The following is a 25721-nucleotide window of genomic DNA, read 5'->3' on the forward strand; positions in this document are numbered from 1 at the left end:
TAATTAGATAAGACCAAATATTCTGCTAGTTTTGGGTAGGATTTTTGAAATTTACTCTTTATGCACTTCACCACCAAAATAAATCCACAAATCCCTCAAGATTTACAAGACCGGTTCCAAAAAAAAGCTTGGGATGCCGCGAATTATGTATACTGGGGCACTTTGAGTATTCTTCTAGGCTTATTCATCTTAGAGTTTTTCTTGCTGAAATCCATCTGGACAACCACCCTTTATATCAAAGTAATTTTAGTTGCCTTTAGCTTTATTTCATATTTCAGCATCCGGAAAGTGAGCAAAACACCCAACGCTCTGGTGTTGATATTCTTAATGCTATTTACAGTATATTGTTTTACTATTATCCATCAAGTATCCAACTTTAGTGTGACATTTTATTTTTGTCTTTTGGCCTTAGTCTTGAGTGTAGCAAATTATTTAATGCTTTGGAATTCGACTTTTTCACTCATGGAAATTTCATTTACAGTACTTGTCTTTCTCTTATTCCAGTATTTAGATGGCTTCGAACATTTTGGGGAATACATGCAGCTAGGTGGCTACACATTTTTTTCCTTCATTTTAATTACCTCCTTTATTCCAGATGCAAGGAAAAGAAATTACCTCCTAAATTTAGAACGTGAGCTTAAAAAGCAAACCGTTGTTGACAAATTAAGTATTGAAGTCAATAGTTTACAACTACAGATGGAAGAGCTTCAACAAAGTCAAAAAATCGACAATGAAAAAGAAAAGATCCTTAGACATGACCTAAAAAACAAAATTAATAACATTATAGGATTATCTCAGCTAATTGATGGCTCTGAGATGCAAGAAGAAGATCAAATGTACATTCAATTATTGAAGGATGTAAGTACCGATCTTTTAAAATATGCAGATAACCTGTATAATAATAATGAAAATAAATTAGACCTTCCTTTAAAAATAATGCTTGAGCCGGTCAATGTCTTTGCCTTATTGAAAAAGACCAAAAACGAAATTCAAGCTAAATTAGAAACCAAAGGAGTTGATTTAGTTTTACCTGAAAAAGAAATCAACACCTACATTTTAGCTGACTTTTTAGTCATGAATAATGTATTGGAAAACATTTTTAACTACTTAATTAGATGGTCTGACCCCGGGCAGCGGATTGAAATTGAAATTATGAAACCATTGGACCATATACGGATTGAGGTCCATGCACCATCCACTTCCATCACCGTGGAAGAATTGAATAATCTCTTTAAACCTATAGAAAACTTTGAATTCAAATCGAGTTTTGATGCACCAAAAGGACTCGGTTTACAAATTGCGAAAAGTATGACTGAAAAAATCGGGGGCTACTTCAAGTATCAAAAGGATTTGAAGGGTGGAGTTACTTTCAAATTAGAATTTAAATCCACACAAATCCAAGAGTTATGAAAGTAATTCCATCCATCTTCTTACTCTTAGTTTTCCTGACAATCATCCCTCATATTGGCGTATCGGAAGCAATCAAAAGGCCCCTGAGTGAGTTTGGCTATCCTAGACAAACAATCGTTTATGGTCAAAAAAATGGAGCAATATTTTTTATAAAAGAAGATCCATTGAGGGATTATTCCAAAAGTGGCATTCATTTGGAATTAATGGTTTCTCCATTAATTGATAAAAGTAAGAGTACGATCTTACTAAAACTTGCAGACTCCCCCGTAATGTCTCTTGCGCTGGAAAATTATGGAGATACTATTCATGTTTTTGTTCCATTTAAGCAAAATGCAGCACAATTTGGTTTTATCAAATTAAGTATAGAACCCAATCTCTGGTATCCAATCTTAGATTGTATGGATATTGATCAAAAAACAGTTTGGATGAAGGTTACTGAAAATTCCTTCTTAGAAGATCACACATTGCCTCCGCCAACCACACAGACAAAATGGACCTTGGGGTCTTTTATGCCAAGTGTCCAAAAACTGCTGGTTTCCAAAAAAAGCTTTCAAGAAAACCTATCCGCAATCAGTAAAATCCATTATTATTATCAAACCACCTACGGAAAAAACCTTCAACTTCAATACTTGGAAGATTCCAGTCCTTTAGATTACTACCATGCAGTAATTGTAGGGTCCTTAGCTGCGATCCAAGATGAAATACCAGAGGTCTTACAAACAGTCAAACCTCTCCAATCTTCAGGCCTTAGCATCCATACCTTTGAGTATCTTGACTCCATAAGGAAAGAGCAGGTATTTTTAAATTCCTTGATTTTTTCGGGGAACAATCCAGAAGAGCTAGAGTCATTGATATACTCATTATTTAATGATGCAGGCGAAAGCTTCCTTCTTTCTGACTCCTTTCAACTTATTGAAGAGAACATCATGAAGGAACCTTATCAATTTTTGACCAAAAGTAGCTATACATTAGGTGAGCTAGGCTTAGATGAGCAGGTAATCAGTGGCAAAGGTAGAATTCGAAAAAATCTCACATTACCCGAATTTATCTCTAAACCATCCCTCAACAAACTGGGAATGAATATTTCAGTAGTACATAAACCTATTGAAAAGGGAGAACAAGCTTATTTAAATATTTTTCTCAATAACAAGCTCATTCAAACCTATAAACTTAACGAAACAGGAAGGCTAGAAAGAAAAATAAATCCAATTAAAGCTCAATTTGGTACTGGCAATTATCTTGGATTTGAGTTTATCTACATACCTAGTGAAGGTATGTGCGATCCAGAAAGCCCTGATTTTTATGCGCATATACTTCCGTATGATACCGATATACAGCTAAATTATCATCGAAAAATCGCTGAAACACTTCATGCATTCCCAGCTAATTTTCATAATAAATCTGTTCACCTAGTCTATGATATGGAGGCCTCACTTTCGGACATTCCAAAAATTTCAAAAATTATAGGCTTACTAAATGTTCGTGATGTTAACTTGCTAGGACACTACCTACCATCAATTATTCCTTTGGACAAGGCAACACTTCAAACATCAAACAACTCCAACTATATCTTTTTATCCAATTCACCTAATAACTGGAATGAAATTAGTGGAACGTATCCACATGTTTTGTTTTCTGATCAACAACTCGTGTATAGATCGGAACAACTTGACAGGTTTTTTGAATTTTACCAAGGAAGTGCATTAGATTATGTTCAGCTCTACAATAATGGAGGCTCCAAATTCTTACAGTTTAATTTACAGAATAATCAAGATGATTCATTTGATCGACTTTTAGATGGCTTTAGGGATCAGTTTCTTACCAATACTGGAAATGTTATGACCGCCAATACGGATCAATACTTCTTTTTTGACTTAAATCAGACAGAACTCAAAAAACAACAAGCTGAAAACAGAGTCAGGTTTGAGTCTTATTGGAATACCTATCGCATTCTAATCATCAGTTTATTGATTGGGTTGAGCATCATACTCCTCATGTATATTTACAAAAAATCTCGAATCGCTCAAAAATCCATAGAAGATGCACGCAAATAAAATAATAGGAGCATTCCTACTAGTCCTGCTATTCCCGCTTCAGGACAGTTATGCCCAAAATCCATGGCAACAAGATAAAGGCGAGTTTTTACTTTCTCCATTTGTGAGCCATTACAGAGCGAGTTCTTTTCGTACCAGGAATGGTGAGCAAATCCCCTTCAATGACAACGGTCTTTTTCAAAACTACAATCCAAGACTTTACTTTTCTTTACCACTAAATGGCTATAAACTTAATCTATTTGGTTCTCTCCCACTTTTCGTAAATCAATTTGAAGACACACAGCAGAATCAGCGAAATGTAGACTTGGGGGATATCGAGTTGGGCGCTCGATTTCATGTAAAGCAAATGAAGAATCACTTCCTCATGGGGGCCTTTACTGCTTTTATACCAGCCTATCAAAACAATCGACTCCCTTATGCAGGGTTTGGAAGGTTTGGGCTAGAAGGAAGAATCATAGTAGCGGGTAATTCTCCTTGGCTTGGAGAAAGTAATAATTTTCACAAAATAGAAGCAGCTTTACGTCAATTTATCCCAAATGGACCTACACAAATTCGAGTATTTGCCTCCGAAGGTTATCGAATCAGACCTAAAATTGTGCTCCTAGGTGAAATTGATGGTTTATTTTCTTTCAGTGATGAAAGCGAGTTTTTCGAAAACAATCTCCAATTAGTCTCCGATTTCACCATGGTAAAAGCTTCTTTAAACCTCGGATACGAGTTTACTCCGGAATTTGCCCTGTATGCAGGTGTATTTCATGATATTTTAAATAGAAATTCTGGAATAGGAAGCGGGTTCCAAATTTTCTCTATTGTTCGTTTGAAGTCAAAACCATGATAAAAAAGGAATATTACAGGAAATCCTTATTTCAAGAGGGAGCTCAACTCAACTCTATTCAAATTGCTGAAATTGAGCAATTAGAAAAAAAGTTGAACCAAAGCTTTTTGAAAATCGCGCTGAATTTCGGATACCTCAGTAGGCGAAACTGGAAACAATCCTTGGTGAAGTATGGGGTAGACTTGTATCAATTTGATTATAAAAATCTATCTGCTATTCCTAAAAAAGATATTGTTACAAAACATTTACATCAGTTTTTAGACGCATTGATTTTCCCTATAGATCAGGAGGAAAACAAGCTTCATGTTGTTTTATCAGATCCATCTGATGGAATCAACATCAATCGGATAGAGATCTTATTGGGACAAAAAATCGATAGTTTTGAAATTGCCGAAGACTTGGATATTTTAAAGGCACTCCATGTGACCTATGGAGAAGAATTTCTGGATAAAGCAGTTTTTGGAATCTATGACAGCGATCGAGAAAGTTGTGCTATCGAAACATTTACAAAAAGACAGCTATTTTTTTTAGGTGGAATATTTTTGACTGGATTAGCATTATTTTTTTTCTTTCCCATTGGAACAGCCATTATCATTAATCTCATTTTAAATCTCTTATTGCTGATATCGATTTCGTTCAAGTTTCTATTGACATTGTATGGGTCAAAGTTTGAAGTTGCCCGGAAGATCAAACCAGAAGAATTAGATGGAATCACTGACGAGGAACTGCCTTTCTATACCATCCTTCTTCCTGTATTTAAGGAATCAGAAGTCATCCATAAATTGGTGTACAATCTCAAAAATTTAGATTATCCTCTAGAAAAACTAGACATCAAGTTATTGATCGAATCAGATGATGAGATGACTTACAATGCGGTGAAAAACATGAATTTCCCCTGTGTTTTTGAGCCAGTAATTATTCCCTATGCACAACCCAAAACCAAACCCAAAGCGTGTAATTATGGCTTATACTTTAGCAAAGGTAAATACTTAACCATTTACGATGCGGAAGATATTCCCGACAATAATCAGTTGAAGCTTGTTTACGCACTTTTCAAAAAGCTAAGCCCTGAATATGTAGTTGTACAATGTGCCCTCAACTATTTCAATAAAAAAGAGAATGTCCTTACACGATTATTTACACTAGAATATTCCTACTGGTTTGATTATATGCTACCAGGATTGGATAACCTAGATGTGCCTATTCCTCTTGGCGGAACCTCCAATCATTTTCGTTTTGATAAGTTAATGGAACTTGGGGGCTGGGATGGCTTTAATGTGACAGAAGATGCGGATTTAGGACTTCGTGCCTATGCCAAATCCTACAAAGTTACTGTATTGGATTCGACGACCCTCGAAGAGGCAAACAATGACTTCTTTAACTGGATTCGGCAACGTTCCCGATGGATCAAGGGCTATATGCAGACCTATTTGGTCCATATGCGCAATCCTTTACAATTGCTTAGAAAAGTAGGATTAAAAGGATTCTTAGGGTTTCAATTCTTCATTGGCGGAACATTTTTTACATTTTTAGTATATCCTATTCTATTACTTTTCCTGCTATTTATCCTGTTCCTATACTCAGGATTATTGGATACGATGGTGTTTTGGAGTGACCAACCAATCAGTGAACCGATGTTAGAATATATTCAATTATTTTTTCCAGATTGGCTCGTAGTTATCTCTGTTTTTAATTTTGCTGTTGGAAACCTCATGATGATCTATGTCAATATGATTGCAGTTTTTAGAAGAAAAGCCTATTCCTTGATGCTTTTCGCTCTCATCAATCCTTTCTATTGGCTGATGCATTCTATTTCAGCCTATAAAGGGCTCATTCAATTAATTACCAAGCCATTTTACTGGGAAAAAACCAATCACGGTCTTACCAAAGCTACTAAAGGTCCTGTCCAATGAAACATAAAAAGTTATTGTATACCTTTTGTTGGCTACTTATTAGCTCACTTTACATCCTCCTCAGCTATTGGTTGCAGACACGAGGATTTTATAACCTAGAATCATATTTTATAGAGTACAAAAAGCTAATTCTCTGGTCCTATGACGAAAGCTTGTTAAGAACGTTCTATTTCACCAAACCCTTTTTACTCTACTTAGGATCATTCTTTTTAGGCTTTCCAACGCTTATGAATAGCACTTATATTTTTTCGGCTCTGCTGATGGGGGGGCTCACTAACCATTTGTTATTCAAAGCTTTTTCCAATCCATCCATTCCTATGTTTTTGGTTATTTATTTACTTTGTAGCCCTGTAGTGATTTATGCTGGCATCTCAGGAGGAAGTCTTGCCCTCTATCTTGTATTTTATTATCTCTTTTTTAGCTTTATCATGAAGTATACCGAATCATTTTCGGTCTTTCACCTCACCTTAATTAGCATTTTAATCGGAATATTCATCTTTTTGGATATTGAATTTTTAAAGCTCTTACTTTTATTAATCCCGATTTTCTTTTTCAGTAGTTTTTATAAAGCCAAAGGAATTAATGGCACTTTTTATAACAGAGCTTCACTTATCCTTAGTAATGATTCTCAGCGGAGAAAATTCTTCTCAAGCTTTTTCTCTTCCATATTTGTTGCTGCATTTATCCCATTAATGGCTTTTCTAACTTTTCTAATTATCAATAAAGTATTTGCTGGAAACTGGTATTACTTTTTAGAAAGTTATGGAAATGAGTGGAACACCTATGCAACCACATTTCCATTTATTTATGACATCGAATATTATAGCAAGTTTATATCAGCAAATACTTCCTACTTCCTACTTCCTTTCTTACTACTGTCGCTTCTTGCGCTCTTTCAGGTGTTCAGCTATGGAGGAGTTAAAACCAAAAGCATACTTTTGATCTTAGCGATCCTTTTTCTACTATCTGAGGTGCAGGAACATAAGCTTGAAAAATTAACCGTTCAACACCTAAGCATGCTAACGGGAGCTGGAATTGTAGCGGCTTTCTTTTCTTTCGCAAAACCTACAGATAAATCCAAATTTCGAAGAATTCTTTTAGCTATTGCGATGATAGTCGGATTATTCTTAGAATGGATTTACTTCAGCAACAGCATACAAAAAAGCGAATCTCTGTTCTTTAGTTCATTTACTGAGACTCAAAACAGTACACGCTTAGCAAGCAAAGCAAATTTTAAAGAATCATTTCGAGGTCTTACCGCTGGAAGAATCCTGATAGATGATGCTATTTTTTATCCAGAATTACTTGAGTTACCTAGAAAATTTACTTGGGAAGGGCACTTTAGCTCTACATACCAGCATGCACTACAGCAACCAGAACTGTATGCCGACTACGTAGTAATGACCAAAAGTACACATCCACTGTACCTTGATGACATAGTAGCTACTGCATACAAGCGATTGGAAATGAATCAGGTACCTAAAAATCTTACACTGCTCTACGAAGACAGTCTATTCGAAATTTATCAAATCATGAGAAATCCCATTGCGCAAAAGTGAACAAATAAAAACTTTTCCAAAGTTTGAAGCTTTGGAAAAGTTTCATTCTTAGTGTACTATAAATTAGCCGCCAACCAATCCCCTACCTCAGAGGTCTTGTAGACATTGCCGCCGTCAGCAATATCTTCTGTCACTACACCGGCCTCTAGTGAAGCATTCACCACGGCAGCTATTGCATCCGCTTCTGCCTTCAATCCAAATGCATATTCAAACATCATCGCCGCTGAAAGCACCGTAGCCAATGGATTGGCAATATCTTTTCCTGCTGCTTGAGGATAAGAACCATGGATAGGTTCAAACAACTTATTCTCCGTCCCCACAGATGCTGATGGCATCAAACCCATGGAACCAGAAATCACAGAAGCTTCATCTGTCAATATGTCTCCAAAGAGATTTTCTGTAATCAATACATCGTATGCCTTTGGCCACTGAATTAAGCGCATGGCTACTGCATCCACAAACTCATATTCAACCTTTACATCTGGATATTCTGGAGCTATCTCCTGTACAGTTTCCCTCCACAAGCGGGATGTCGCCAATACATTCGCCTTATCCACACACGTTAGATGCTTTCTACGCTTCTGAGCTGCCTGAAAACCCATACGGGCCAATCGGGCAATTTCTTCTTTAGAATAGACATTGGTATCAAAAGCCTTAGTTCCTTGTTCATTTCTTCCCCTTGGCTCACCAAAATAAATCCCTCCAGTCAACTCTCTAAAAAAGACAAAGTCCACCCCCTCTACCCGCTCAAGCTTCAAAGGTGATTTATGAATGAGGGAAGGGAACGTGAATGTGGGTCGTACATTGGCAAATAAACCCAGTTTCTGACGCATGCGAAGCAAGCCTTGCTCCGGTCTCACTTTAGCCTTCGGATCATTGTCATATTTAGGGTCTCCTATAGCTCCAAACAATACTGCATCTGCTCGAAGACATACTTCATGGGTAGCATCTGGATAGGGATCCCCCACCAAATCAATGGCAGCGGCACCAACAGGCGCTTCTTCAAAACTTACTTGATGACCAAATTTCTTGGCTACTGCCTCCACTACTTTTACTGCCTGAGCAATAACTTCAGGACCGATGCCGTCACCCGGCAGTAATGCGATTTTCATTTCCATAGTCGCTTATCTTTTCTAAATTTTTATGTGCTGTTGCTTTAAATGAAGGCTTGGAATCCGCCAACTGCTCGATAATATTGAGCATTTTCTCAGTAGCTTTCAAAGCAGCTACCGTCTGATCAGGATCCAATCCTTTGGTTTTAAAAATTCTACCCATCTCCCAAGTAATGATGGTCTCCACAAATGCATCTGTTTTACCGCCCGGAGGAATACTTACCTGATAGTTGACTAATTTGGGTAATTCCTTATTCAGGGATTTATAGATTTTCTTGATGGCTTTCATAAAAGCATCAAATTGTCCATCACCCGAAGCTGACTCCTCGTATGATTCTCCATACACCTGCAATTTGACTTGTGCAGAAGGTCTTAGCCCTTTGGAATGGCTCAGATTATAACTTGCTATGTGAATATGCTGGGTAATAGAGGTGTGCTGCAACACATCTGAGATGATATAGGGTAAATCCTCTGTAGTCACTCGCTCTTTTTTATCCCCCAATTCAATGATCCGCTGGGTCACTTTTGCCAAATCTTCCTGTTCCAAAGAAATTCCAAGCTCTTGCAGATTTTTGAGGATATTAGCCTTGCCTGAGGTCTTACCTAAGGCGTACTTCCGTTGCCTTCCAAAGCGCTCTGGCATCAAATCGTTGAAATAAAGATTTTTTTTATTATCCCCATCTGCATGAATACCGGCTGTTTGGGTAAATACATTCTCCCCTACCACAGGTTTATTGGCTGGAATATGCTGCCCAGAAAACTGTTCGACCAACTTACTTACTCTGAAAATCTTGTGTTCACGTACATTGGATTTAAAGTCCGTAAAGTCCTTAATGACGGCTATCACCGATTCCAATGGTGCATTACCTGCTCGTTCACCTAGCCCATTGACGGTGGTGTGAATACCACTGATCCCGCTAAAAATAGCTTCTAATACATTAGAAACCGATAAATCATAATCGTTGTGCGCATGAAAATCAAAATGCGTATCCTGAAACTCTGAAGTGATTAGCTTGATAAAGTGAGACACTTCTTTAGGAGAAAGCAAACCCAAAGTATCTGGCAACATGACTCTTCGTACATTCAGTTTGGCCAACATACCGATTAAGTCCATGGTATATTCCATAGAATTCCGCATGCCATTGGACCAGTCTTCCAGGTAAACATTCACGGTAATTCCTTTGCTTCGAGCATATAGTACACTTCGATGAATATCTTCAAAATGCTGCTCGGGAGTTTTCCGCAGTTGATGTACCAGATGGTTCATAGAACCTTTGGTAAGCAAATTCATCACTCGGCCACCTGCTGCTACGATCCAATCCACGGAAGCTGGTGTATCTACAAATCCCAATACCTCCACACGGTCTAAAAACCCTTTATCCTTGGCCCACTGGGTGATTTTTTTGACCCCTTCCATCTCTCCGTCGGATACTTTGGCCGAAGCCACCTCAATACGATCCACATTGAGCTCCTCAAGCAGTAGCTTGGCAATCTGGAGCTTTTCCGAGGGTAAAAAGGAAACCCCCGAGGTCTGTTCCCCATCCCGAAGGGTGGTGTCCATGATTTCTATTTTTCGTTGATTTCCCATTGGTAGTTAACAGTGAACAGTGAGCAGTAAATAAATTAGGAATGTAAAATGATGAATTTTGAATTAGTGAGTAGTGAGTAGTTAATTAGGTGATTAGTGAATAGTTGATTAGTTGATAAGGTGAGCGGTGAGTAGTGTGAGTAGTGATTAATGGACAAGTTAAATACAGGCCCTATACACACAAGACTTGAGTCTTGTATCTTGAGTCTTGGCTCTTGCTTCTTGGCTCTTGCTTCTCGCCTCTCGCTTCTCGCCTCTCGCCTCTAGTCTATCGCTTCTAAGTATCATCCTTTCAACTCAAACTCCCTGATTTCTTCCTGCATATTCAAGAGGTAGTCAATGTCATCAAAGCCATTTTTCATGTTTTCCTTTTTGTAGACATTGATATCAAAAGACTCTGATGCTCCGGTCGAAGTCAGTGTAATAGTTTGTTGGTCTATATCCACTGTGACTTCTACAGAAGGGTCTGTTTCCACTGCATCAAACAAGCTTTGAGCAAAAGCAGGGCTGACCGTGACAGGAAGTACACCGATGTTGAGACAGTTGTTTTTGAAAATATCAGCAAAGAAAGAGGAAACTACACATCGAAATCCGTAATCATAGAGAGCCCATACCGCATGTTCCCGGCTGGAGCCTGAACCGAAGTTTCTACCTGCCAAGAGGATTTTTCCTGAAAAGGTAGGATCATTGAGAACAAAGTCCGGCTTAGGATTTCCCTCCACATCGTATCTCCAATCGCGGAAGAGATTATCTCCAAACCCTTCCCGCTCAGTTGCTTTCAAGAAGCGGGCGGGAATAATTTGATCCGTATCTACATTTTCAGCCGACAAAGGAACTACCCGACTGGTCAATACATTAAATTTATCGTATGCCATAATTGTTGATTGTTAGATTAAAATACATCTCGAGGATCCGAGATTACACCTGTCACTGCCACGGCTGCTACGGTCAATGGACTAGCCAGTAAGGTTCGTGCACCGGGACCTTGTCTTCCCTCAAAATTTCGATTGGAAGTAGAGACTGCATATTTACCTGAAGGGATTTTGTCATCATTCATGGCCAAGCAAGCAGAGCAACCCGGTTGTCTCAATTCAAAACCTGCGTCTTCCAAAATTTTTACAAGTCCTTCTTCGTGTGCCATCTTCTCTACTTCTCGAGAACCTGGCACAATCCAAGCAGTGATGTTGTCTGCCTTTTTCTTCCCTTTGACAAATCCTGCCACTGCACGGATATCTTCAATCCGGCCATTAGTACAACTTCCTACGAATACATAATCCACTTTTTTGCCTTTGATGGGTTCATCAGGAGCAAAGCCCATATATTCTAAGGATTTTAAAAAACTTGTTTTATTACTTCCTTCCAGTAAATCTGCATTGGGGATGCGGTCTTTGACTTTGATGCCCATCCCGGGGTTGGTTCCATAAGTGATCATCGGCTCGATATCGGCAGCATCGTAGTGATATTCCACATCAAATGCAGCACCCTCGTCCGTTTTTAGCGATTCCCAATACGCCACAGTTTGATCCCACGCTTCACCTTTCGGAGCATAGCGCTTGCCTTTAAGATAGGCATATGTTGTCTCATCTGGCGCAATCAAGCCCCCTCTAGCTCCCATCTCAATACTCATATTGCAGATAGTCATGCGGGCTTCCATGCTGAGAGCGGTAATTGCCGAACCTGCGTATTCCACAAAATATCCAGTAGCTCCAGAAGCTGAAATTTTAGAAATGATATAAAGGATGATATCCTTGGAGGTCACCCCTTTCCCTAATTCCCCATCCACCGTAATGCGCATCTTTTTAGGCTTTACCTGCATGATGCATTGAGTGGCCAACACCATCTCGACTTCTGAAGTCCCAATACCAAAAGCTATGGCTCCAAAAGCACCATGGGTAGAGGTATGGGAATCCCCACAGACGATAGTCATTCCAGGTTGGGTCACGCCCAATTCAGGACCGATCACGTGTACAATACCATGATGTGCAGACCCAAGGTCATGGAGCTCTATTCCGTGATTTTTACAATTTTCGCGCAGTTTTTCCACCTGCATGCGGGATAATTTATCTTTGATCGTTTTGTCCTGATCCACTGTAGGTACATTGTGATCAGGAGTAGCAATAGTCCGATCTGGATACATGACACCAATCCCTCTTTTTTCCAAGTTCAAAAAAGCAACAGGACTGGTCACTTCATGTATGAAATGCTTATCGATGAAAAAAACATCCGGTCCATTAGGAACGGAACGAACGACGTGTGCATCCCAAATTTTATCAAATAGTGTTTTCTTTTCCATGGTATTTATTGGGTCACTTTTTCTTTGACGGGTATTTTATTGAGTGCATCCACAAATGCCTGAGCGGAAGCCAAGACAATGTCATGATTGGAAGCAAAGCCATGATAAGGCTTTTCTCCTTGCATCAGGCGCATATGCACTTTTGCCACATCATCACTTCCGGCTGTCATAGCCTGGATGAGAAATTCTTCCAAAACATAGGTAGGTCGAACGATCTTTTCTATGGCTTTTAAGACTGCATCTACAGGACCATTGCCGGAAGAGGATGCACTGTGTGATTGCTCACCTACTTTCAATTGGACTGTTGCTTGAATATTACCATTCGATTGGTAATTCACCTCCTCCAATTCTACAAAAGAAGATTCATCCAAGTATTTTCCTACCAAGGCCAGTAAGTCTTTTGGGCCTATATCGCGCTTTTTATCAGCAAGCAACAAGAAATCCTCATATACTTCTCTCAATGCTTCTCCTTCTAAAACAACCCCCAATGAATCTAGGTGATGCTTCAAAGCCGCCCTTCCCGAGCGGGCAGTAAGAACAATGGAGGACTCATGCACGCCTACTTCCTTAGGATCCATGATTTCATAATTCTCCCGATGCTTCAATACGCCATCCTGATGAATTCCAGAGGAGTGTGCAAAGGCATTTCTTCCCACAATGGCTTTGTTGGGCTGTACAGGCATATTCATCAACTTAGAAATCAGTCTACTAGTGCCGTAAATCCGTTCAGTTTGGATATCTGTATGCACAGGGATGCTTTGATGACATTTGATAGCCATCACTACTTCTTCCAAAGAAGTATTTCCAGCCCGCTCTCCGATACCATTGATGGTTAACTCTGCCTGCCTTGCACCGTGCTGTACACCTGCAATGGTATTGGCAGTGGCCATCCCTAAGTCATTGTGACAATGAGTAGAAATGATGGCTTTGTCAATGTTGGAGACATGTTCTTTGAGGTAGCGGATGATAGCACCGTACTGCTCAGGTAAGCAATATCCCGTGGTGTCAGGAATATTCACGACTGTAGCACCTGCCTTGATGGCTTGTTCGATAATTTGTGCAAGAAAAGGCAATTCTGCCCTACCAGCATCTTCGGCATAAAACTCAACATCCTCTACAAAACGCTTGGCGAATTTTACCGCTTTTACTCCCCGCTCAATGATATCTTCGGGAGTGGAGCGCAACTTGTATTGGATGTGATAGGGAGACACACCAATGCCCGTGTGTATTCTCCCCCTTTTGGCATATTTTAATGCCGCAGCAGCTACTTCGATATCCTTCTCCACCGCACGGGAGAGCGCACAGATGATAGGATTAGAAACTGCCTTTGAAATCTCCACTACTGAATTGAAATCGCCTGGGCTGGATATGGGAAATCCTGCCTCGATGATATCAACCCCCAATGCTTCCAAAGCTTGTGCTACCACTATCTTTTCCTGGGTGTTTAGCTGACAACCAGGTACCTGCTCTCCATCTCGGAGGGTGGTATCAAATATCCATAGCTTTTCACTCATGATATTTAATTATTTTCTGGTCTTAATTGTCTGACGACGGCACCTGCCTGCCACATTTCAGACTCTCTCAATTCTTTCAATTCCTCTTCCAACTTTTCGCGATAATCAGCCTTGGAATTGGAATCAATGGATTTTTGAGCTTCCTGACCTGTTTTTACACTGTTGTACAATTCTTCAAATACCGGCTTGGTGGCATCTCTGAAAGGCTTCCACCAATCCAAAGCCCCTCTTTGCGCTGTTGTCGAACAGTTGGCATACATCCAATCCATTCCATTTTCTGCTACCAATGGCATCAAACTTTGGGTCAATTCCTCTACCGTTTCATTGAATGCTTCGGAAGGGGTATGACCATTGGCTCTCAATACTTCGTACTGTGCCGCAAAAATTCCTTGAATAGCTCCCATCAAGGTACCTCTTTCACCTGTCAGGTCAGAAGTTACCTCTCGATAGAAATCCGTTTCAAACAAATAGCCCGAACCTACACCTATCCCAAGTGCTACGACCCTATCTTTGGCCTTGCCTGTTCCATCCTGGAAGATGGCATATGAGGAGTTCAAACCTCTGCCTTCGACAAACATTCTTCTCAAAGACGTCCCTGAACCTTTAGGTGCGACCAAAATCACATCTACATCTGCAGGCGGGATGATGCCTGTTTTTTCCTTGTAGGTAATCCCAAATCCATGAGAGAAATACAAGGCTTTACCAGGGGTAAGGTATTTCTTCACCGTAGGCCAAAGGGTAATCTGACCAGCATCCGACAATAAGAACTGAATGATGGTTCCTTTTTCGCAAGCTTCCTCGATTTCAAATAAGGTCTCGCCAGGAACCCAACCATCAGCTACTGCTTTGTCCCAAGTTTTGGAGTTTTTTCGCTGACCTACAATGACATGAAAGCCGTTATCTTTGAGATTTAACGCTTGGCCTGGCCCTTGAACACCATAGCCAATGACTGCAATTACCTCGTCTTTCAATACTTCTCTGGCCTTTTCTAAAGGAAATTCTTCCCTTGTGACAACATTTTCTTCTACTGATCCGAATTTCAGTTTCATAGTGTAAGTGTTAATGATTATAGGTTTGATTATTTAAATATTCTTGAACAGAAAACTTCGGCTTGGCAATGGCCACACGGCCCGACCTACTGAATTCCAATAAATTGAAGGGTTTGAGAATCTCCAATAAGGCCTGCGTATCTTGCTTATGCCCAGTGAATTCGACTACTACAAATTCTTTTTCCGCTGCAATGATATGCGCATTGAATTGACGGATGACCTTTTCAAGCCCTGGGTCTAAACTCTCTGTGGGAACCTTGTACAAGGCAATTTCTTGATAGACCACTTCATCATCTCGGAAATAATAGGCTTTGATGACGTCCACAATCTTTTCGATTTGGCCCGCAAGGTGTACCATTTGCTGTTCCGTGACCGAAACTTCCATGGTTATTTTATGAATGCCTTCGAGCCTGCTTTCGGAGGCTGTCAGAGCATCGATATTGATCCCTCTTCGTGTGAAAATAATGGTAATCCGGTTGAGGATTCCAATAAAATTCTCTGTGTAAATGAGTATGGTATAGCGGTTCATAGTGTTGTGATTGGGGCTTAGCTTAATCTTACTTCTTCCACAGAACAGCCAGTGGCAATCATAGGAAATACATTATCCTCTTTTTCTACGACTACTTCCAGAAAATACGGGCCATCGTGCAAAAGCATTTCAGCGACCGCTGCCTGTAAATCTTCCCTTTCGGTTACTTTGCTCGCTTTGATTTTGTAAGCTTCAGCGATTTTGATAAAGTCAGGATTTTCCAATTCCGTGAATGAATAGCGCTTATCAAAAAAGAGCTGCTGCCACTGACGGACCATTCCGAGATAGTTATTGTTCAGAAGCACCACTTTTACTGGCGCCTTCGTCTGCATGATGGTGCCTAGTTCTTGGATAGTCATCTGAATACCTCCGTCACCCACTACACATATTACCTGTTTAGAATAATCGTGTAATTGTGCCCCAAGGGCAGCGGGAAGTGCAAAGCCCATGGTGCCGAGTCCACCTGAGGTCACTTGGGTTCTGGACTGTTTGTAATCAAAATACCTCCATGCGATCATCTGATGCTGTCCTACATCGGTCACTAAAATGGCATCATCTTCTTTGTATTGATTGATCAAATGAATCACCTCTCCCATATGCAAGCCACCATGAGTGCCATGTAAATCATTGATGACGACCGCTTCCTTCTCTTGCTGCTCCAATTCCCGGAATCTGGCCATCCACTCATCATGACTGCTTACTTTTACTGCTGCTGTTAGATCAGCAAGACTATCTTTACAGTCACCCTGAATGGCTACAGCGCAGGTTACATTTTTATTGATTTCACTAGGATCCAATTCCAAATGAATCACTTGTGCTTGCTTGGCATAACGCTTCAAATCTCCCGTCACCCGGTCATCAAAACGCATCCCTACGGCAATCAAAACATCGCATTGATTGGTCAGTAAATTAGGGGCGTAATTCCCATGCATCCCTAGCTTGCCTACATAGGTTGGGTGTTCTTCGGAAAGCGCTCCTGAACCCAACAATGTGCAAGCCGCAGGAATACCCGTTTTATCTAAAAAAGCTTTCAATTCCGCTTCGGCATGGGCTAAAACCACCCCTTGACCAAATAAAAGATAGGGCTGCTTGGCTGAATCAATCAAAGCGGCAGCCTGCTTGACGGCATCTTGATCAATCTTCACATAGGGTCGATACGAACGAACCCCTAAGCAAGGCACATAATTATACTCCCCAAACTCCACTTGTGCATTTTTGGTGATATCTACCAAAACTGGTCCAGGCCTACCCGAACGGGCTATCAAAAAAGCTTTGGCGATGGCAGGTGCAATGTCCTCCACTCTTCTCACTTGAATATTCCACTTGGTCCCCGGCATAGAGAGTCCCACTACATCTGTTTCCTGAAAAGCATCCGTACCTAGTAAATGCGCCGCCACCTGCCCAGTGATACAGACCAAAGGCGTACTGTCAATCTGCGCATCTGCCAATCCTGTAATCAGGTTAGTTGCTCCGGGTCCTGAGGTAGCCAGCACCACACCGACTTTCCCAGAGACTCGTGCATAGCCTTGGGCTGCGTGAATAGCACCTTGCTCGTGCCTGGTAAGCACATGTTTGATGCGGTCGCTGTAATCATACAAAGCATCATACACCGGCATGATGGCCCCTCCCGGATAACCAAAAATAAATTCGGCATGTTCCTCAATGAGGGATTTTACTACGATATCGGCTCCTCTGATCATGGTTTTTTGGAGTTTGATGAGATGGTTTTGGTATTGGGCTTCGCAACAATCCTTTTATAGGTCAGTCACACAACCCTCGGAAGCGGATGCTACCAGTTTATTGTATTTTTTGAGTGTTCCTTGCAAATCACTTAAGTCTTTATTGACCCACGATTCTTTTCGCTTGGTAAGCTCTTCATCACTGACATGCAGATGCAAGGTCAATGAATCAGCATCGATCGTGATGGTATCCCCATCCTGCACCAATGCAATCGGACCTCCACTATACGCCTCAGGAGTTACGTGACCGACTACAAAACCGTGGGTTCCACCAGAAAACCGACCATCTGTAATCAGGGCCACATCTGCGCCCAATCCTGCACCAATAATCATGGAGGTAGGTTTTAACATTTCAGGCATCCCAGGACCACCTTTCGGGCCTATGTATCGGATGACAATTACTTCACCTTTGTTGACTAGACCTTTTTTGATGCCTTCATTGGCATCCAATTCAGAATCAAATACTTTGGCTGGACCAGAAAAAGACTTCCCTTCTTTTCCTGAAATTTTAGCGACAGATCCTTCAGGCGCCAAATTCCCCCTCAAAACACATAAGTGACCGGTCTCTTTCAAAGGTTGCTCAATAGGGTGGATAACATTCACCACCGAGGGAACCACAGGGGCAATAGCTGCCAGATTCTCCGCAACAGTTTTGCCTGTCACAGTCATGCAATCTCCATGCAGCATTCCATTATCCAAGAGGTAGCGCATAAAGGCAGGCAGCCCCCCTTGCTGATACAAGTCTTCCATCAAAAATTTTCCCGATGGCTTGAAATCTCCCAATAAAGGCGTTTCGGAATTGACACGCTTAAAATCATCTAGCGTAAACGTGATGCCTGCGGTCTTGGCGATAGCCAAAATATGCAACACTGCATTGGTACTGCCGCCTAAGGCAACCGCTACACGTACGGCATTTTCCAAACTTTTATAGGTAACAATATCTTTTGGCTTGATATTTTTTTCTAACAATACTTTGATGTAGGAACTTACCTTTTGGCATTCTTCAAGTTTTTCTGGCGCCGTCGCGGGAGTAGAAGCAGAGTAAGGCAAGGACATACCCATGGCTTCGATAGCGGAAGACATGGTATTGGCTGTATACATACCCCCACAGGCACCAGCACCAGGACAAGCGTTTTGGATGACTCCTTGATAATCTAGGTCAGACAATTCTCCTTTAATCCGCTTGCCATAAGCTTCAAATGCCGATACAATATTTAATTTTTCACCTTTATAATTACCGGATCGGATGGTACCGCCATAGACCATGATGGAAGGTCGGTTGATCCGCAGCATCCCCATGACAGCACCGGGCATGTTTTTATCGCAACCAGCTACTGCAATACAGGCATCAAAGGAGTGTCCCAAGATAAAAGACTCAATGGAATCAGCAATGATTTCTCTGGAAACCAAGGAATAACGCATCCCAGAAGTCCCCATGGATATCCCGTCCGATATCCCCATGGTATTAAAAACCAAACCGGTCAAATCATCGGCCTTAGAGGCACTTTTGATTAGACCGGCAAAATCGTTGAGGTGCATGTTGCAGGGATTACTCTCATAGCCGCAACTCGCTATTCCCAAAAAGGGTTGGTTCATTTGTTTATCCGACATGCCCGTAGCATATAACATGGCTTTACCCGCCGGATGCTCTTCATTTTGGCTGATTTCCCAACTATGTTTCTTCAAACTCATGATTTATTTCAATCGGTTAAAATAGGTTTATAAAAAAAGTGCCTCATGTTATGAGGCACTTTCGAATCTATGGTTGATGTCAAATAGTCTAGCGCCTCTTCATTTATCACAAATGAGAATAAGAATAAAGCTTAGAGGAGTGACTAGTTCAAACATGTGGTATGGTTCATCTTTTTGATGACACAATATTAGGGTACATTTCTGAGACTTACAATATTTTATTTCTTTTTTGAGACCATTGAATAATACTTATTACCCCTCAAATATTTTTACACGTTATTTTATTTTGCTTATGTCAGTTTTTAGGAATATTATATAAAATTGACTTCAAGAACACGCAGTAATTCCAAACAAAATTTTATTTTCATTTTTTTTAAGCTTTGAAAACTTTTTTTGATTTTTTGTTAATGTTTTGATTGAATTGATGAATTTTATACAATAATCAACAATTTCAACGTAAATACATTTTGCGTTGTATCTCAGTGGTTTTATGGTAATAAGTTGCGATGATTCATGATTCAGGAAAGGGAAATATGTGTGAAAAGGAATAAAATAGCATCTTTACACATAGAAAAATTAAACTCCTATGATTTGCTTCCCCAATGCCAAAATCAACCTTGGCCTTCATATTACTGCCAAAAGAAAAGATGGCTATCATGAATTGGAAACCTGCATGGTACCTATACCTTGGTTGGATGCCTTGGAAATGATCCCTGCCAAAAAGACAATTTTTGAAAGTACAGGACTACCCATCCCGGGAGAAGCCAAAGATAACCTGATAGTAAAAGCTTATAAATTGCTGAAAAAGGATTTTCCCGACATTCCGGAAGTCCACATCCACTTGCATAAAAATATTCCAATGGGTGCCGGCTTAGGGGGAGGGTCTGCTGATGCAGCCTTTGCGTTGACTTTAATGAACCAACTTTTTGAGTTGTATTTGGAAGACCTATTTTTAGAAGAATACGCCGCTCAATTGGGAAGTGATTGCGCTTTATTTATAGAAAATAAGCCAAAAATTGCCACCGGAAGAGGCGAAATCTTAGCTTCAACCGATGTCAATATCCAAGGAGATTACCTGGTTTTGGTCAAACCTCCGATCCATATCGGCACCAAAGAAGCGTACGCAGGTGTCAAGCCTCAAGCGCCAACAGTTGATCTTCAAGAGATTTTGAAAGATAAGCACACCTGGAAAGAACACTTGGTCAATGATTTTGAAAAAAGTATCTTTCCCAATCATCCAACGCTTCCCCAAATCAAAACGCAGCTCTACGAGATGGGCGCCTACTATGCTGCTATGTCTGGTTCAGGTTCTACGATGTTTGGATTATTTTCGGAGAAACCAGAGCCCACCAAGTGGCCTTCAGAATATATTGTTTTTGAGTGTGTTGTGTAATTTATATGTAAATTTTATATTTACAAAAAATACATAAATTATGACCACTATCACTACTTCACTCCCCGATGAGCTCGTGCAAAGACTAGCTGAGTATGCAAAAACCCTGGGCTTGCCCAAAAACAAACTGATAGAAAAAGCGCTGAGTCTCTATCTTGATCATCTCAAAAGGGTTGCTTATGTAAAATCCTATCAAGCTGCCGGAAAGGATCAAGATATGTTGTCCTTAGCAGAAGAAGGTATGGGAGAATATTTGAAGCAATTGGAAGATGAGACAAGGTGAGATTTGGTATGCAGACTTGAATCCTGTGAAAGGTTCTGAGCAAGCTGGATTTAGACCTGTAGTCATCATCAGTGGCAATATGCTGAACAAATACCTGAATGTAGTAATTACCGTGCCATTGACTACAAAAATCAAACATTACCAAGGCAACCCAATCCTACAGCCCAACAACACAAACAACCTAAAAGCCACTTCCGAAATGATGGTTTTCCATATCCGCTCTATATCCAAGGAGCGGTTGGTAGAAAAGATTGGAGAGATCTCCGAAGAGGAAGTTATGCAGGCATTGGAGACTTTGCAGGATATTACTACGCTACACTAACCCAAAACCACAGAAAACATGCTTCATCTCAGGCTAAATAAGGAAATAGAGACAAAACTGAATCTCATAAGTGAGATAAAAGGCATTTCCAAATCACAAATCATTCAAGATGCTTTGCAAAAGTATTTAGAAAACTATGACGCTTTTCAATCCTCTGTTGAGCTTGGAAAAGATTTATTTGGGGTTGAATGCCAAGACTCACACCTCTCCGTAGAATACAAAAGGATTATTAAGGAAAAAATTGAAAGTAAATTTCGAAATACAGATAAATAAGACTATCCGATTACTTCATATTCATTGAGAAATTCCCTAAAATTCCCTCTATTCACTAATAGATTCTGGCTTTGATAAGCCTCTGTAAACGTCTTTGGAAAATTCACTTTTCGCTTAGGATTCCATTTAAATTCATAAGCATGAAATTTTCCTGTAAGCTCCTCTACATAATCAATCTCTTGTTGCTGCTTAGTTCTCCAAAAATAGGTTCTCGCCAAGCTCCTAGTGTACGAATTAGCTTTTAATCGCTCACTGATTAGAAAGTTTTCCCACAAAGCTCCCACATCTTGCCTTACTGCCATTGGGGTGAAATCCCTGATCACAGCATTTCTTATACCGTTATCATAGAAATATAGCTTTTTAGCTGTCTTAATTTCAGTACGGAGATTCCGACTGTAAGAGGATAAACTGAAGACTACAAATGCTTTCTCCAAGACATCAATGTAAGAAGCGACAGTTTTTGGATCTGCACCGACGGTTTCTCCCAGTTCCTTATATTTCACTTCATTACCCACTTGGTAAGCCAGGGCCTCTAGGATGTTTCGGACCAATTTGGGCTTTTTTAAGTTTCCGTAAATCAAGACATCTTTATATAGGTAGCTTTCGGTCAACTCTAAAAGCACCTCTTTTTCATGAGTTGCATCAGTAATGACATCCGGATAAAACCCATAAACCAGTCTGTTTTCCAAACTTTGTTCCGCTTTCAAATAGCCCACTTCTTTTTCATATTCCTGCCAAGCGATGGGCCACAAGTGAAAGGTCCACTTTCTTCCCGTAAGCGGCTCTTGAATTTTTTCATTGAGTTCAAATGCTGAAGATCCGCTCAGGACCAATTGGATATGCTTGAACTGATCCACGATAATTTTTGACTGCAACCCGATTGCATTGATACGCTGAGCTTCATCAATATACACTATTTTATGGTCCGCAATGATGGCGCGCAAAGTCTCCGTATTAGCTTGCTCAAGAATTTCCCTTACGGTAGAATCATCCCCATCTAAGTATAAAAACTTCTCCTCTCTACCTCTCAGGATGGTTTCAATCAAGGTCGTTTTCCCCACCTGCCTCGGCCCCAATAATACAATAGCCTTCCCTAAGAAAAACTTTGTCTGAATTAACTCTTGGATGGTTCGTTCAAACTTCATTCTATCAATTTTTTTAAAATCTAATTCAAACACAAATTTAAGACTTATTCCCTCAAAATCATAACTTTGGAGGATTACATTCCCTTAAAGTCATAACTTTAAAGGATCTCATTCCCGTAAAGTTATGACTTTGCAGGATTAGATCGTAAAAAAGCCATAAAAATCACGATGTTGGGTAACCCATGATTATTTCATTAAAAGTCTCCTAAAATTTATTTACATGATTATTCAAACATATACTAAAATTATTTATAACAGTAATTTCAAAAAAAAATATTAAAAACTATTTGCGCATAATAATAATAATAATAATAATATTGTAACAGCTTTTGGGTAAAAGCTAGTCCGTTATCGGACTTAATTATTTCATTAAACCATTAACAATTATACGTAAATTATTATTTTCCTCCATTTTGGCCATTTCATTTGGATTTGGCTTAAGTACTGCAAGTGGGCAAGAATCAGTCCCAGATCCAGAGACAGGTCCGAGTGGGGTATGTTGCCAAGAACAAGATTTATCTTGTTTCCATCCAGTTTATTTTATCAATTTCGCTGATTCGTATTGGAAGCTTGGAGCAAAAACATGTTCTTAAAAAAGAGGCTGTCTCATAAGTTAATGCTTTAAAATAATGCCAAAATTTTATTTGGTTTGTAATCAGTGAAACTTTGTGCCTTAGAGCCTTCGTGGCATTTCTAGCCACAAAGCCACTAAGTCACAAAGGGATTGATTCTTAAACAGAATTTTGTTTGGTTAATAAATCTGAAGAGCAATTTATGAGACAGACTCTTACCTTTACCAAAAACATCATGAAAAAACTATTTACAATTTTCTTAATATTTATTTGTCTGAGCTGCTCAAACCAAGGGCCTATTAATATTACGGATAATATTAAAACATTTTCAGAAGCTGATCTTCCTAAAGCCTTACTACTGAAGGGTGAAAAAATGGATTTCCAGGAATTTCTTCTACCAAGGCACATTCAAGTAACAAGGGATTACATTGTAGTAGCGGAAAATGCTAACAATGATATCTTTTATGTTTACTCTAAAAAAGACAAAAGCTTTGTCAAAAGTATGGGGATAAACGGCATAGGTCCTAACGAAATACTTACAGCAGATTTTATTCATCAGGGATTAGAAGATAACGATTTTTGGGTTTATGATAGCAAAAATCAAACCTTCAACAAATTTATAATCAATGAAAATAAAGACGGATTGGCAGATATTCAAATTCAACAAAGCGGAATGTTAGCCGCCGTATTGGATTTCATACCTATTTCGGATAGTTCATTCATTGGCAGAGAAATACATGCATCTACTAAGTATCAGGAATTTACCCATCAAGGTTCCAAATTAGTCTCCTATGGAGATTGGGATGAGCACCGAACGGACCAAGAATTAACCAATTTTGTACTTTACTCCTTGTATCAAGGAAGTTTAGTGAGTTCTAAAAATAAAAGATACATTGGAGCATGTGGCATACTAATCGATTATATAGAAGTTATAGATAGAAATACTGGGAAATCGCTTTTCTTAAGAGGACCTGTCAATGAGATCCCTGCTTATGAACTCATCAATATGTCGGGTCATCCATATCCTGTCATGAAAGAAACCATTATACAATATTACAGTATGTATATCGGTGAAAGTATAATATATGCTTTATACTCCGGCCTCAGCAGTGAGGCAAACAAAGACGCAACTACTTCAAGAGTTTTTACTTTCAATCTTTCTGGAGAAATAGTATCGAATTTTGAATTGGACTACAAAATTATATCCTTCACAATAGACGAATCTGAAAACAAACTTTATGGACTTACACGAGATGCCGAACCTAATGTAGTGATTTATCAATTGCCTGATTGAAGCATTATTTCTCGAAATAGCAAAGACTCCTTCACAAATAAAATCAGTATGAAATTAGGTAATATCTTACTCATATTTTGTTCAGTGCTCCTTTTTTCATGCGAAAATGTCCCAATTAAGCAATCTAAACTATTTTCTGAAAAGGATCTACCAGAAGAACAATTGCTTTCAGGTGAAAAGTTTTTGCTAGAAGAAATCCTCAACCCACGGAAAATCTTATTTAAAGAAGGTTTTTTGATTATAGCGGAATCAGTAAGTTCAAAAACCGAATCCGCCATAACTATTATTGATTCCAATACCTTAGAATTTGTATCCCATAAAGGAAAAATAGGTTTCGGACCGGGAGAACTTGGAATTGGATACCCTCTTATGGATGGATTAGAAAAAGGCTTCTTTTGGGTATATGATACGCAGCAATTCAATTTTTCAAAATTTGCTTTGCAGGACAGTTCTCAACTGGCAGTGGAGCAAATCAAAGCCCTTGACGTACCCTTTTATGCAACAAAAGCAGCTTGGCTTAGCAAAAACTCTTTTCTCGTGGAGATGGTTGACGGGTGGAAGAAGTATTATGAGGTAAGTATTGAAAAAGATACGTTGAAAAGTTTGGGAGATTGGAGAGAGATGTTCTCGCTTATAGAACTTCCTGATGGCATCAAAGAAGAGGATATTGCCCCAAATGTTGCTGCATCTATATTTTCGGGCGAAATGAAAGGAAATACTTCCAAAACCAAGTTTGTCAAAGCGGGCATCCATACAGATTTTATTAACATTATAGATTGGGAAAACCAACAAATACTAACACTAATAGGTCCGGTAAATGAAAGTCCAAAGTTCTCTATTTCGGAAAGTATGGGCTATGATATGGCATCCTTTGATATTCGCACGCTGACCAACAAATACCTAGATGTCTATGCAGGAGAAGCGTCTTTTTTTGTATTGTATTCCGGAAAAAGCTTTCGGCAAATCAGTGAATCCAGCAATCTCAACCGAATCTTCGAATTTGATTACAAAGGCAACTTACTGAATAACTTCAGACTGGATTATCCACTGTACGCTTTTACGATGAATGAGCAAAAAAGAAAGATTTTTGGGATAACAGCCGACGAAGATCCGGGGATAGTGGTGTTTGAGTTGGGGTTGTGACAACGGGAT

At 39.7% G+C, this 25721-nt stretch carries 21 protein-coding genes; 11 read left to right on the forward strand and 10 right to left on the reverse strand.

Annotated features, from left to right (window positions below; genetic code table 11):
• Positions 1-60: 60 nt before the first annotated feature.
• From IPZ59_RS02360 to IPZ59_RS02380, 5 genes are read left to right on the forward strand one after another with little or no spacing between them, the layout of a single operon-like run.
• Positions 61-1410, forward strand: coding sequence for a sensor histidine kinase (locus tag IPZ59_RS02360; protein WP_236138281.1), 1350 nt, complete (start codon positions 61-63; stop codon positions 1408-1410).
• A complete protein-coding gene (locus IPZ59_RS02365; RefSeq protein ID WP_236138282.1) occupies positions 1407-3464 on the forward strand; it encodes a cellulose biosynthesis cyclic di-GMP-binding regulatory protein BcsB in 2058 nt (685 codons plus the stop codon). The genes IPZ59_RS02360 and IPZ59_RS02365 overlap by 4 nt, the downstream gene beginning before the upstream one ends.
• Positions 3451-4299, forward strand: a complete 849-nt coding sequence (locus IPZ59_RS02370) for a hypothetical protein (protein WP_236138283.1) — start codon at positions 3451-3453, stop codon at positions 4297-4299. The genes IPZ59_RS02365 and IPZ59_RS02370 overlap by 14 nt, the downstream gene beginning before the upstream one ends.
• Positions 4296-6212, forward strand: a complete 1917-nt coding sequence (locus tag IPZ59_RS02375) for a glycosyltransferase family 2 protein (protein ID WP_236138284.1) — start codon at positions 4296-4298, stop codon at positions 6210-6212. Before IPZ59_RS02370 ends, IPZ59_RS02375 begins: the two co-directional genes overlap by 4 nt.
• Positions 6209-7771, forward strand: coding sequence for a hypothetical protein (locus tag IPZ59_RS02380; protein ID WP_236138285.1), 1563 nt, complete (start codon positions 6209-6211; stop codon positions 7769-7771). The genes IPZ59_RS02375 and IPZ59_RS02380 overlap by 4 nt, the downstream gene beginning before the upstream one ends.
• Before the next feature lie 56 nt (positions 7772-7827).
• Here IPZ59_RS02380 and leuB read toward each other — a convergent pair whose 3' ends face one another.
• From leuB to ilvD, 9 genes are all read right to left on the reverse strand, one after another.
• Positions 7828-8889: a 3-isopropylmalate dehydrogenase gene (gene leuB, locus IPZ59_RS02385; protein WP_236138286.1), complete on the reverse strand. Its 1062-nt coding sequence runs from the start codon at positions 8887-8889 to the stop codon at positions 7828-7830.
• Positions 8858-10471 carry an alpha-isopropylmalate synthase regulatory domain-containing protein gene (locus IPZ59_RS02390; RefSeq protein WP_236138287.1) on the reverse strand — a complete coding sequence of 538 codons (1614 nt, stop codon included), beginning with the start codon at positions 10469-10471 and terminating at the stop codon, positions 8858-8860. The genes leuB and IPZ59_RS02390 overlap by 32 nt, the downstream gene beginning before the upstream one ends.
• Before the next feature lie 284 nt (positions 10472-10755).
• On the reverse strand, positions 10756-11346 hold the full coding sequence (leuD, locus tag IPZ59_RS02395; RefSeq protein ID WP_236138288.1) for a 3-isopropylmalate dehydratase small subunit: 591 nt from the start codon (positions 11344-11346) through the stop codon (positions 10756-10758).
• A gap of 17 nt (positions 11347-11363) precedes the next feature.
• A complete protein-coding gene (gene leuC / locus IPZ59_RS02400) occupies positions 11364-12764 on the reverse strand; it encodes a 3-isopropylmalate dehydratase large subunit (RefSeq protein WP_236138289.1) in 1401 nt (466 codons plus the stop codon).
• Between the two features lie 5 nt (positions 12765-12769).
• Entirely contained in the window at positions 12770-14278 is a 1509-nt protein-coding gene (locus IPZ59_RS02405; RefSeq protein ID WP_236138290.1) for a 2-isopropylmalate synthase, read from the reverse strand.
• Positions 14279-14283: 5 nt separating this feature from the next.
• Positions 14284-15327, reverse strand: a complete 1044-nt coding sequence (ilvC, locus tag IPZ59_RS02410) for a ketol-acid reductoisomerase (protein ID WP_236138291.1) — start codon at positions 15325-15327, stop codon at positions 14284-14286.
• Positions 15328-15337: 10 nt separating this feature from the next.
• Positions 15338-15856: an acetolactate synthase small subunit gene (ilvN, locus tag IPZ59_RS02415; RefSeq protein WP_236138292.1), complete on the reverse strand. Its 519-nt coding sequence runs from the start codon at positions 15854-15856 to the stop codon at positions 15338-15340.
• A gap of 17 nt (positions 15857-15873) precedes the next feature.
• On the reverse strand, positions 15874-17556 hold the full coding sequence (gene ilvB, locus IPZ59_RS02420; RefSeq protein ID WP_236138293.1) for a biosynthetic-type acetolactate synthase large subunit: 1683 nt from the start codon (positions 17554-17556) through the stop codon (positions 15874-15876).
• A gap of 54 nt (positions 17557-17610) precedes the next feature.
• Positions 17611-19287 carry a dihydroxy-acid dehydratase gene (gene ilvD, locus IPZ59_RS02425; RefSeq protein ID WP_236138294.1) on the reverse strand — a complete coding sequence of 559 codons (1677 nt, stop codon included), beginning with the start codon at positions 19285-19287 and terminating at the stop codon, positions 17611-17613.
• Positions 19288-19873: 586 nt separating this feature from the next.
• Between ilvD and ispE the strand changes: the two genes are divergently transcribed.
• From ispE to IPZ59_RS02445, 4 genes are read left to right on the forward strand one after another with little or no spacing between them, the layout of a single operon-like run.
• Positions 19874-20680 carry a 4-(cytidine 5'-diphospho)-2-C-methyl-D-erythritol kinase gene (gene ispE / locus IPZ59_RS02430; RefSeq protein WP_236138295.1) on the forward strand — a complete coding sequence of 269 codons (807 nt, stop codon included), beginning with the start codon at positions 19874-19876 and terminating at the stop codon, positions 20678-20680.
• Between the two features lie 40 nt (positions 20681-20720).
• On the forward strand, positions 20721-20963 hold the full coding sequence (locus IPZ59_RS02435) for a ribbon-helix-helix domain-containing protein (RefSeq protein ID WP_236138296.1): 243 nt from the start codon (positions 20721-20723) through the stop codon (positions 20961-20963).
• Entirely contained in the window at positions 20950-21285 is a 336-nt protein-coding gene (locus tag IPZ59_RS02440; RefSeq protein WP_236138297.1) for a type II toxin-antitoxin system PemK/MazF family toxin, read from the forward strand. The genes IPZ59_RS02435 and IPZ59_RS02440 overlap by 14 nt, the downstream gene beginning before the upstream one ends.
• A gap of 18 nt (positions 21286-21303) precedes the next feature.
• Positions 21304-21558: a ribbon-helix-helix domain-containing protein gene (locus tag IPZ59_RS02445; RefSeq protein ID WP_189579565.1), complete on the forward strand. Its 255-nt coding sequence runs from the start codon at positions 21304-21306 to the stop codon at positions 21556-21558.
• A 2-nt stretch (positions 21559-21560) separates the two neighbouring features.
• Here IPZ59_RS02445 and IPZ59_RS02450 read toward each other — a convergent pair whose 3' ends face one another.
• The gene (locus tag IPZ59_RS02450) at positions 21561-22703 is read right to left on the reverse strand and encodes an ATP-binding protein (RefSeq protein ID WP_236138298.1); all 1143 of its coding nucleotides are present in this window, start codon (positions 22701-22703) and stop codon (positions 21561-21563) included.
• Between the two features lie 807 nt (positions 22704-23510).
• Here IPZ59_RS02450 and IPZ59_RS02455 point away from each other — a divergent pair.
• Entirely contained in the window at positions 23511-24569 is a 1059-nt protein-coding gene (locus IPZ59_RS02455) for a BF3164 family lipoprotein (protein WP_236138299.1), read from the forward strand.
• A 48-nt stretch (positions 24570-24617) separates the two neighbouring features.
• Positions 24618-25712 (forward strand): BF3164 family lipoprotein, encoded by a 1095-nt coding sequence (locus tag IPZ59_RS02460; RefSeq protein ID WP_236138300.1) that lies wholly within the window; start codon positions 24618-24620, stop codon positions 25710-25712.
• The last annotated feature ends 9 nt before the right edge of the window (positions 25713-25721 follow it).

The organism is Mongoliitalea daihaiensis (assembly GCF_021596945.1).
Classification (GTDB): Bacteria; Bacteroidota; Bacteroidia; order Cytophagales; family Cyclobacteriaceae; genus Mongoliitalea; species Mongoliitalea daihaiensis.

What these genes read in the sequence shown, in the direction of transcription:
- IPZ59_RS02365 (WP_236138282.1), top strand. Translation starts at nt 1,407, where the DNA reads ATGAAAGTAATTCCATCCATCTTCTTACTCTTAGTTTTCCTGACAATC.
- ilvN (WP_236138292.1), bottom strand. Translation starts at nt 15,856, where the DNA reads ATGAACCGCTATACCATACTCATTTACACAGAGAATTTTATTGGAATC.
- IPZ59_RS02390 (WP_236138287.1), bottom strand. Translation starts at nt 10,471, where the DNA reads ATGGGAAATCAACGAAAAATAGAAATCATGGACACCACCCTTCGGGAT.
- leuB (WP_236138286.1), bottom strand. Translation starts at nt 8,889, where the DNA reads ATGGAAATGAAAATCGCATTACTGCCGGGTGACGGCATCGGTCCTGAA.
- ispE (WP_236138295.1), top strand. Translation starts at nt 19,874, where the DNA reads ATGATTTGCTTCCCCAATGCCAAAATCAACCTTGGCCTTCATATTACT.
- ilvB (WP_236138293.1), bottom strand. Translation starts at nt 17,556, where the DNA reads ATGATCAGAGGAGCCGATATCGTAGTAAAATCCCTCATTGAGGAACAT.
- IPZ59_RS02435 (WP_236138296.1), top strand. Translation starts at nt 20,721, where the DNA reads ATGACCACTATCACTACTTCACTCCCCGATGAGCTCGTGCAAAGACTA.
- IPZ59_RS02360 (WP_236138281.1), top strand. Translation starts at nt 61, where the DNA reads ATGCACTTCACCACCAAAATAAATCCACAAATCCCTCAAGATTTACAA.
- leuC (WP_236138289.1), bottom strand. Translation starts at nt 12,764, where the DNA reads ATGGAAAAGAAAACACTATTTGATAAAATTTGGGATGCACACGTCGTT.
- IPZ59_RS02375 (WP_236138284.1), top strand. Translation starts at nt 4,296, where the DNA reads ATGATAAAAAAGGAATATTACAGGAAATCCTTATTTCAAGAGGGAGCT.
- IPZ59_RS02440 (WP_236138297.1), top strand. Translation starts at nt 20,950, where the DNA reads ATGAGACAAGGTGAGATTTGGTATGCAGACTTGAATCCTGTGAAAGGT.
- IPZ59_RS02455 (WP_236138299.1), top strand. Translation starts at nt 23,511, where the DNA reads ATGAAAAAACTATTTACAATTTTCTTAATATTTATTTGTCTGAGCTGC.
- ilvD (WP_236138294.1), bottom strand. Translation starts at nt 19,287, where the DNA reads ATGAGTTTGAAGAAACATAGTTGGGAAATCAGCCAAAATGAAGAGCAT.
- ilvC (WP_236138291.1), bottom strand. Translation starts at nt 15,327, where the DNA reads ATGAAACTGAAATTCGGATCAGTAGAAGAAAATGTTGTCACAAGGGAA.
- IPZ59_RS02445 (WP_189579565.1), top strand. Translation starts at nt 21,304, where the DNA reads ATGCTTCATCTCAGGCTAAATAAGGAAATAGAGACAAAACTGAATCTC.
- IPZ59_RS02405 (WP_236138290.1), bottom strand. Translation starts at nt 14,278, where the DNA reads ATGAGTGAAAAGCTATGGATATTTGATACCACCCTCCGAGATGGAGAG.
- leuD (WP_236138288.1), bottom strand. Translation starts at nt 11,346, where the DNA reads ATGGCATACGATAAATTTAATGTATTGACCAGTCGGGTAGTTCCTTTG.
- IPZ59_RS02370 (WP_236138283.1), top strand. Translation starts at nt 3,451, where the DNA reads ATGCACGCAAATAAAATAATAGGAGCATTCCTACTAGTCCTGCTATTC.
- IPZ59_RS02460 (WP_236138300.1), top strand. Translation starts at nt 24,618, where the DNA reads ATGAAATTAGGTAATATCTTACTCATATTTTGTTCAGTGCTCCTTTTT.
- IPZ59_RS02450 (WP_236138298.1), bottom strand. Translation starts at nt 22,703, where the DNA reads ATGAAGTTTGAACGAACCATCCAAGAGTTAATTCAGACAAAGTTTTTC.
- IPZ59_RS02380 (WP_236138285.1), top strand. Translation starts at nt 6,209, where the DNA reads ATGAAACATAAAAAGTTATTGTATACCTTTTGTTGGCTACTTATTAGC.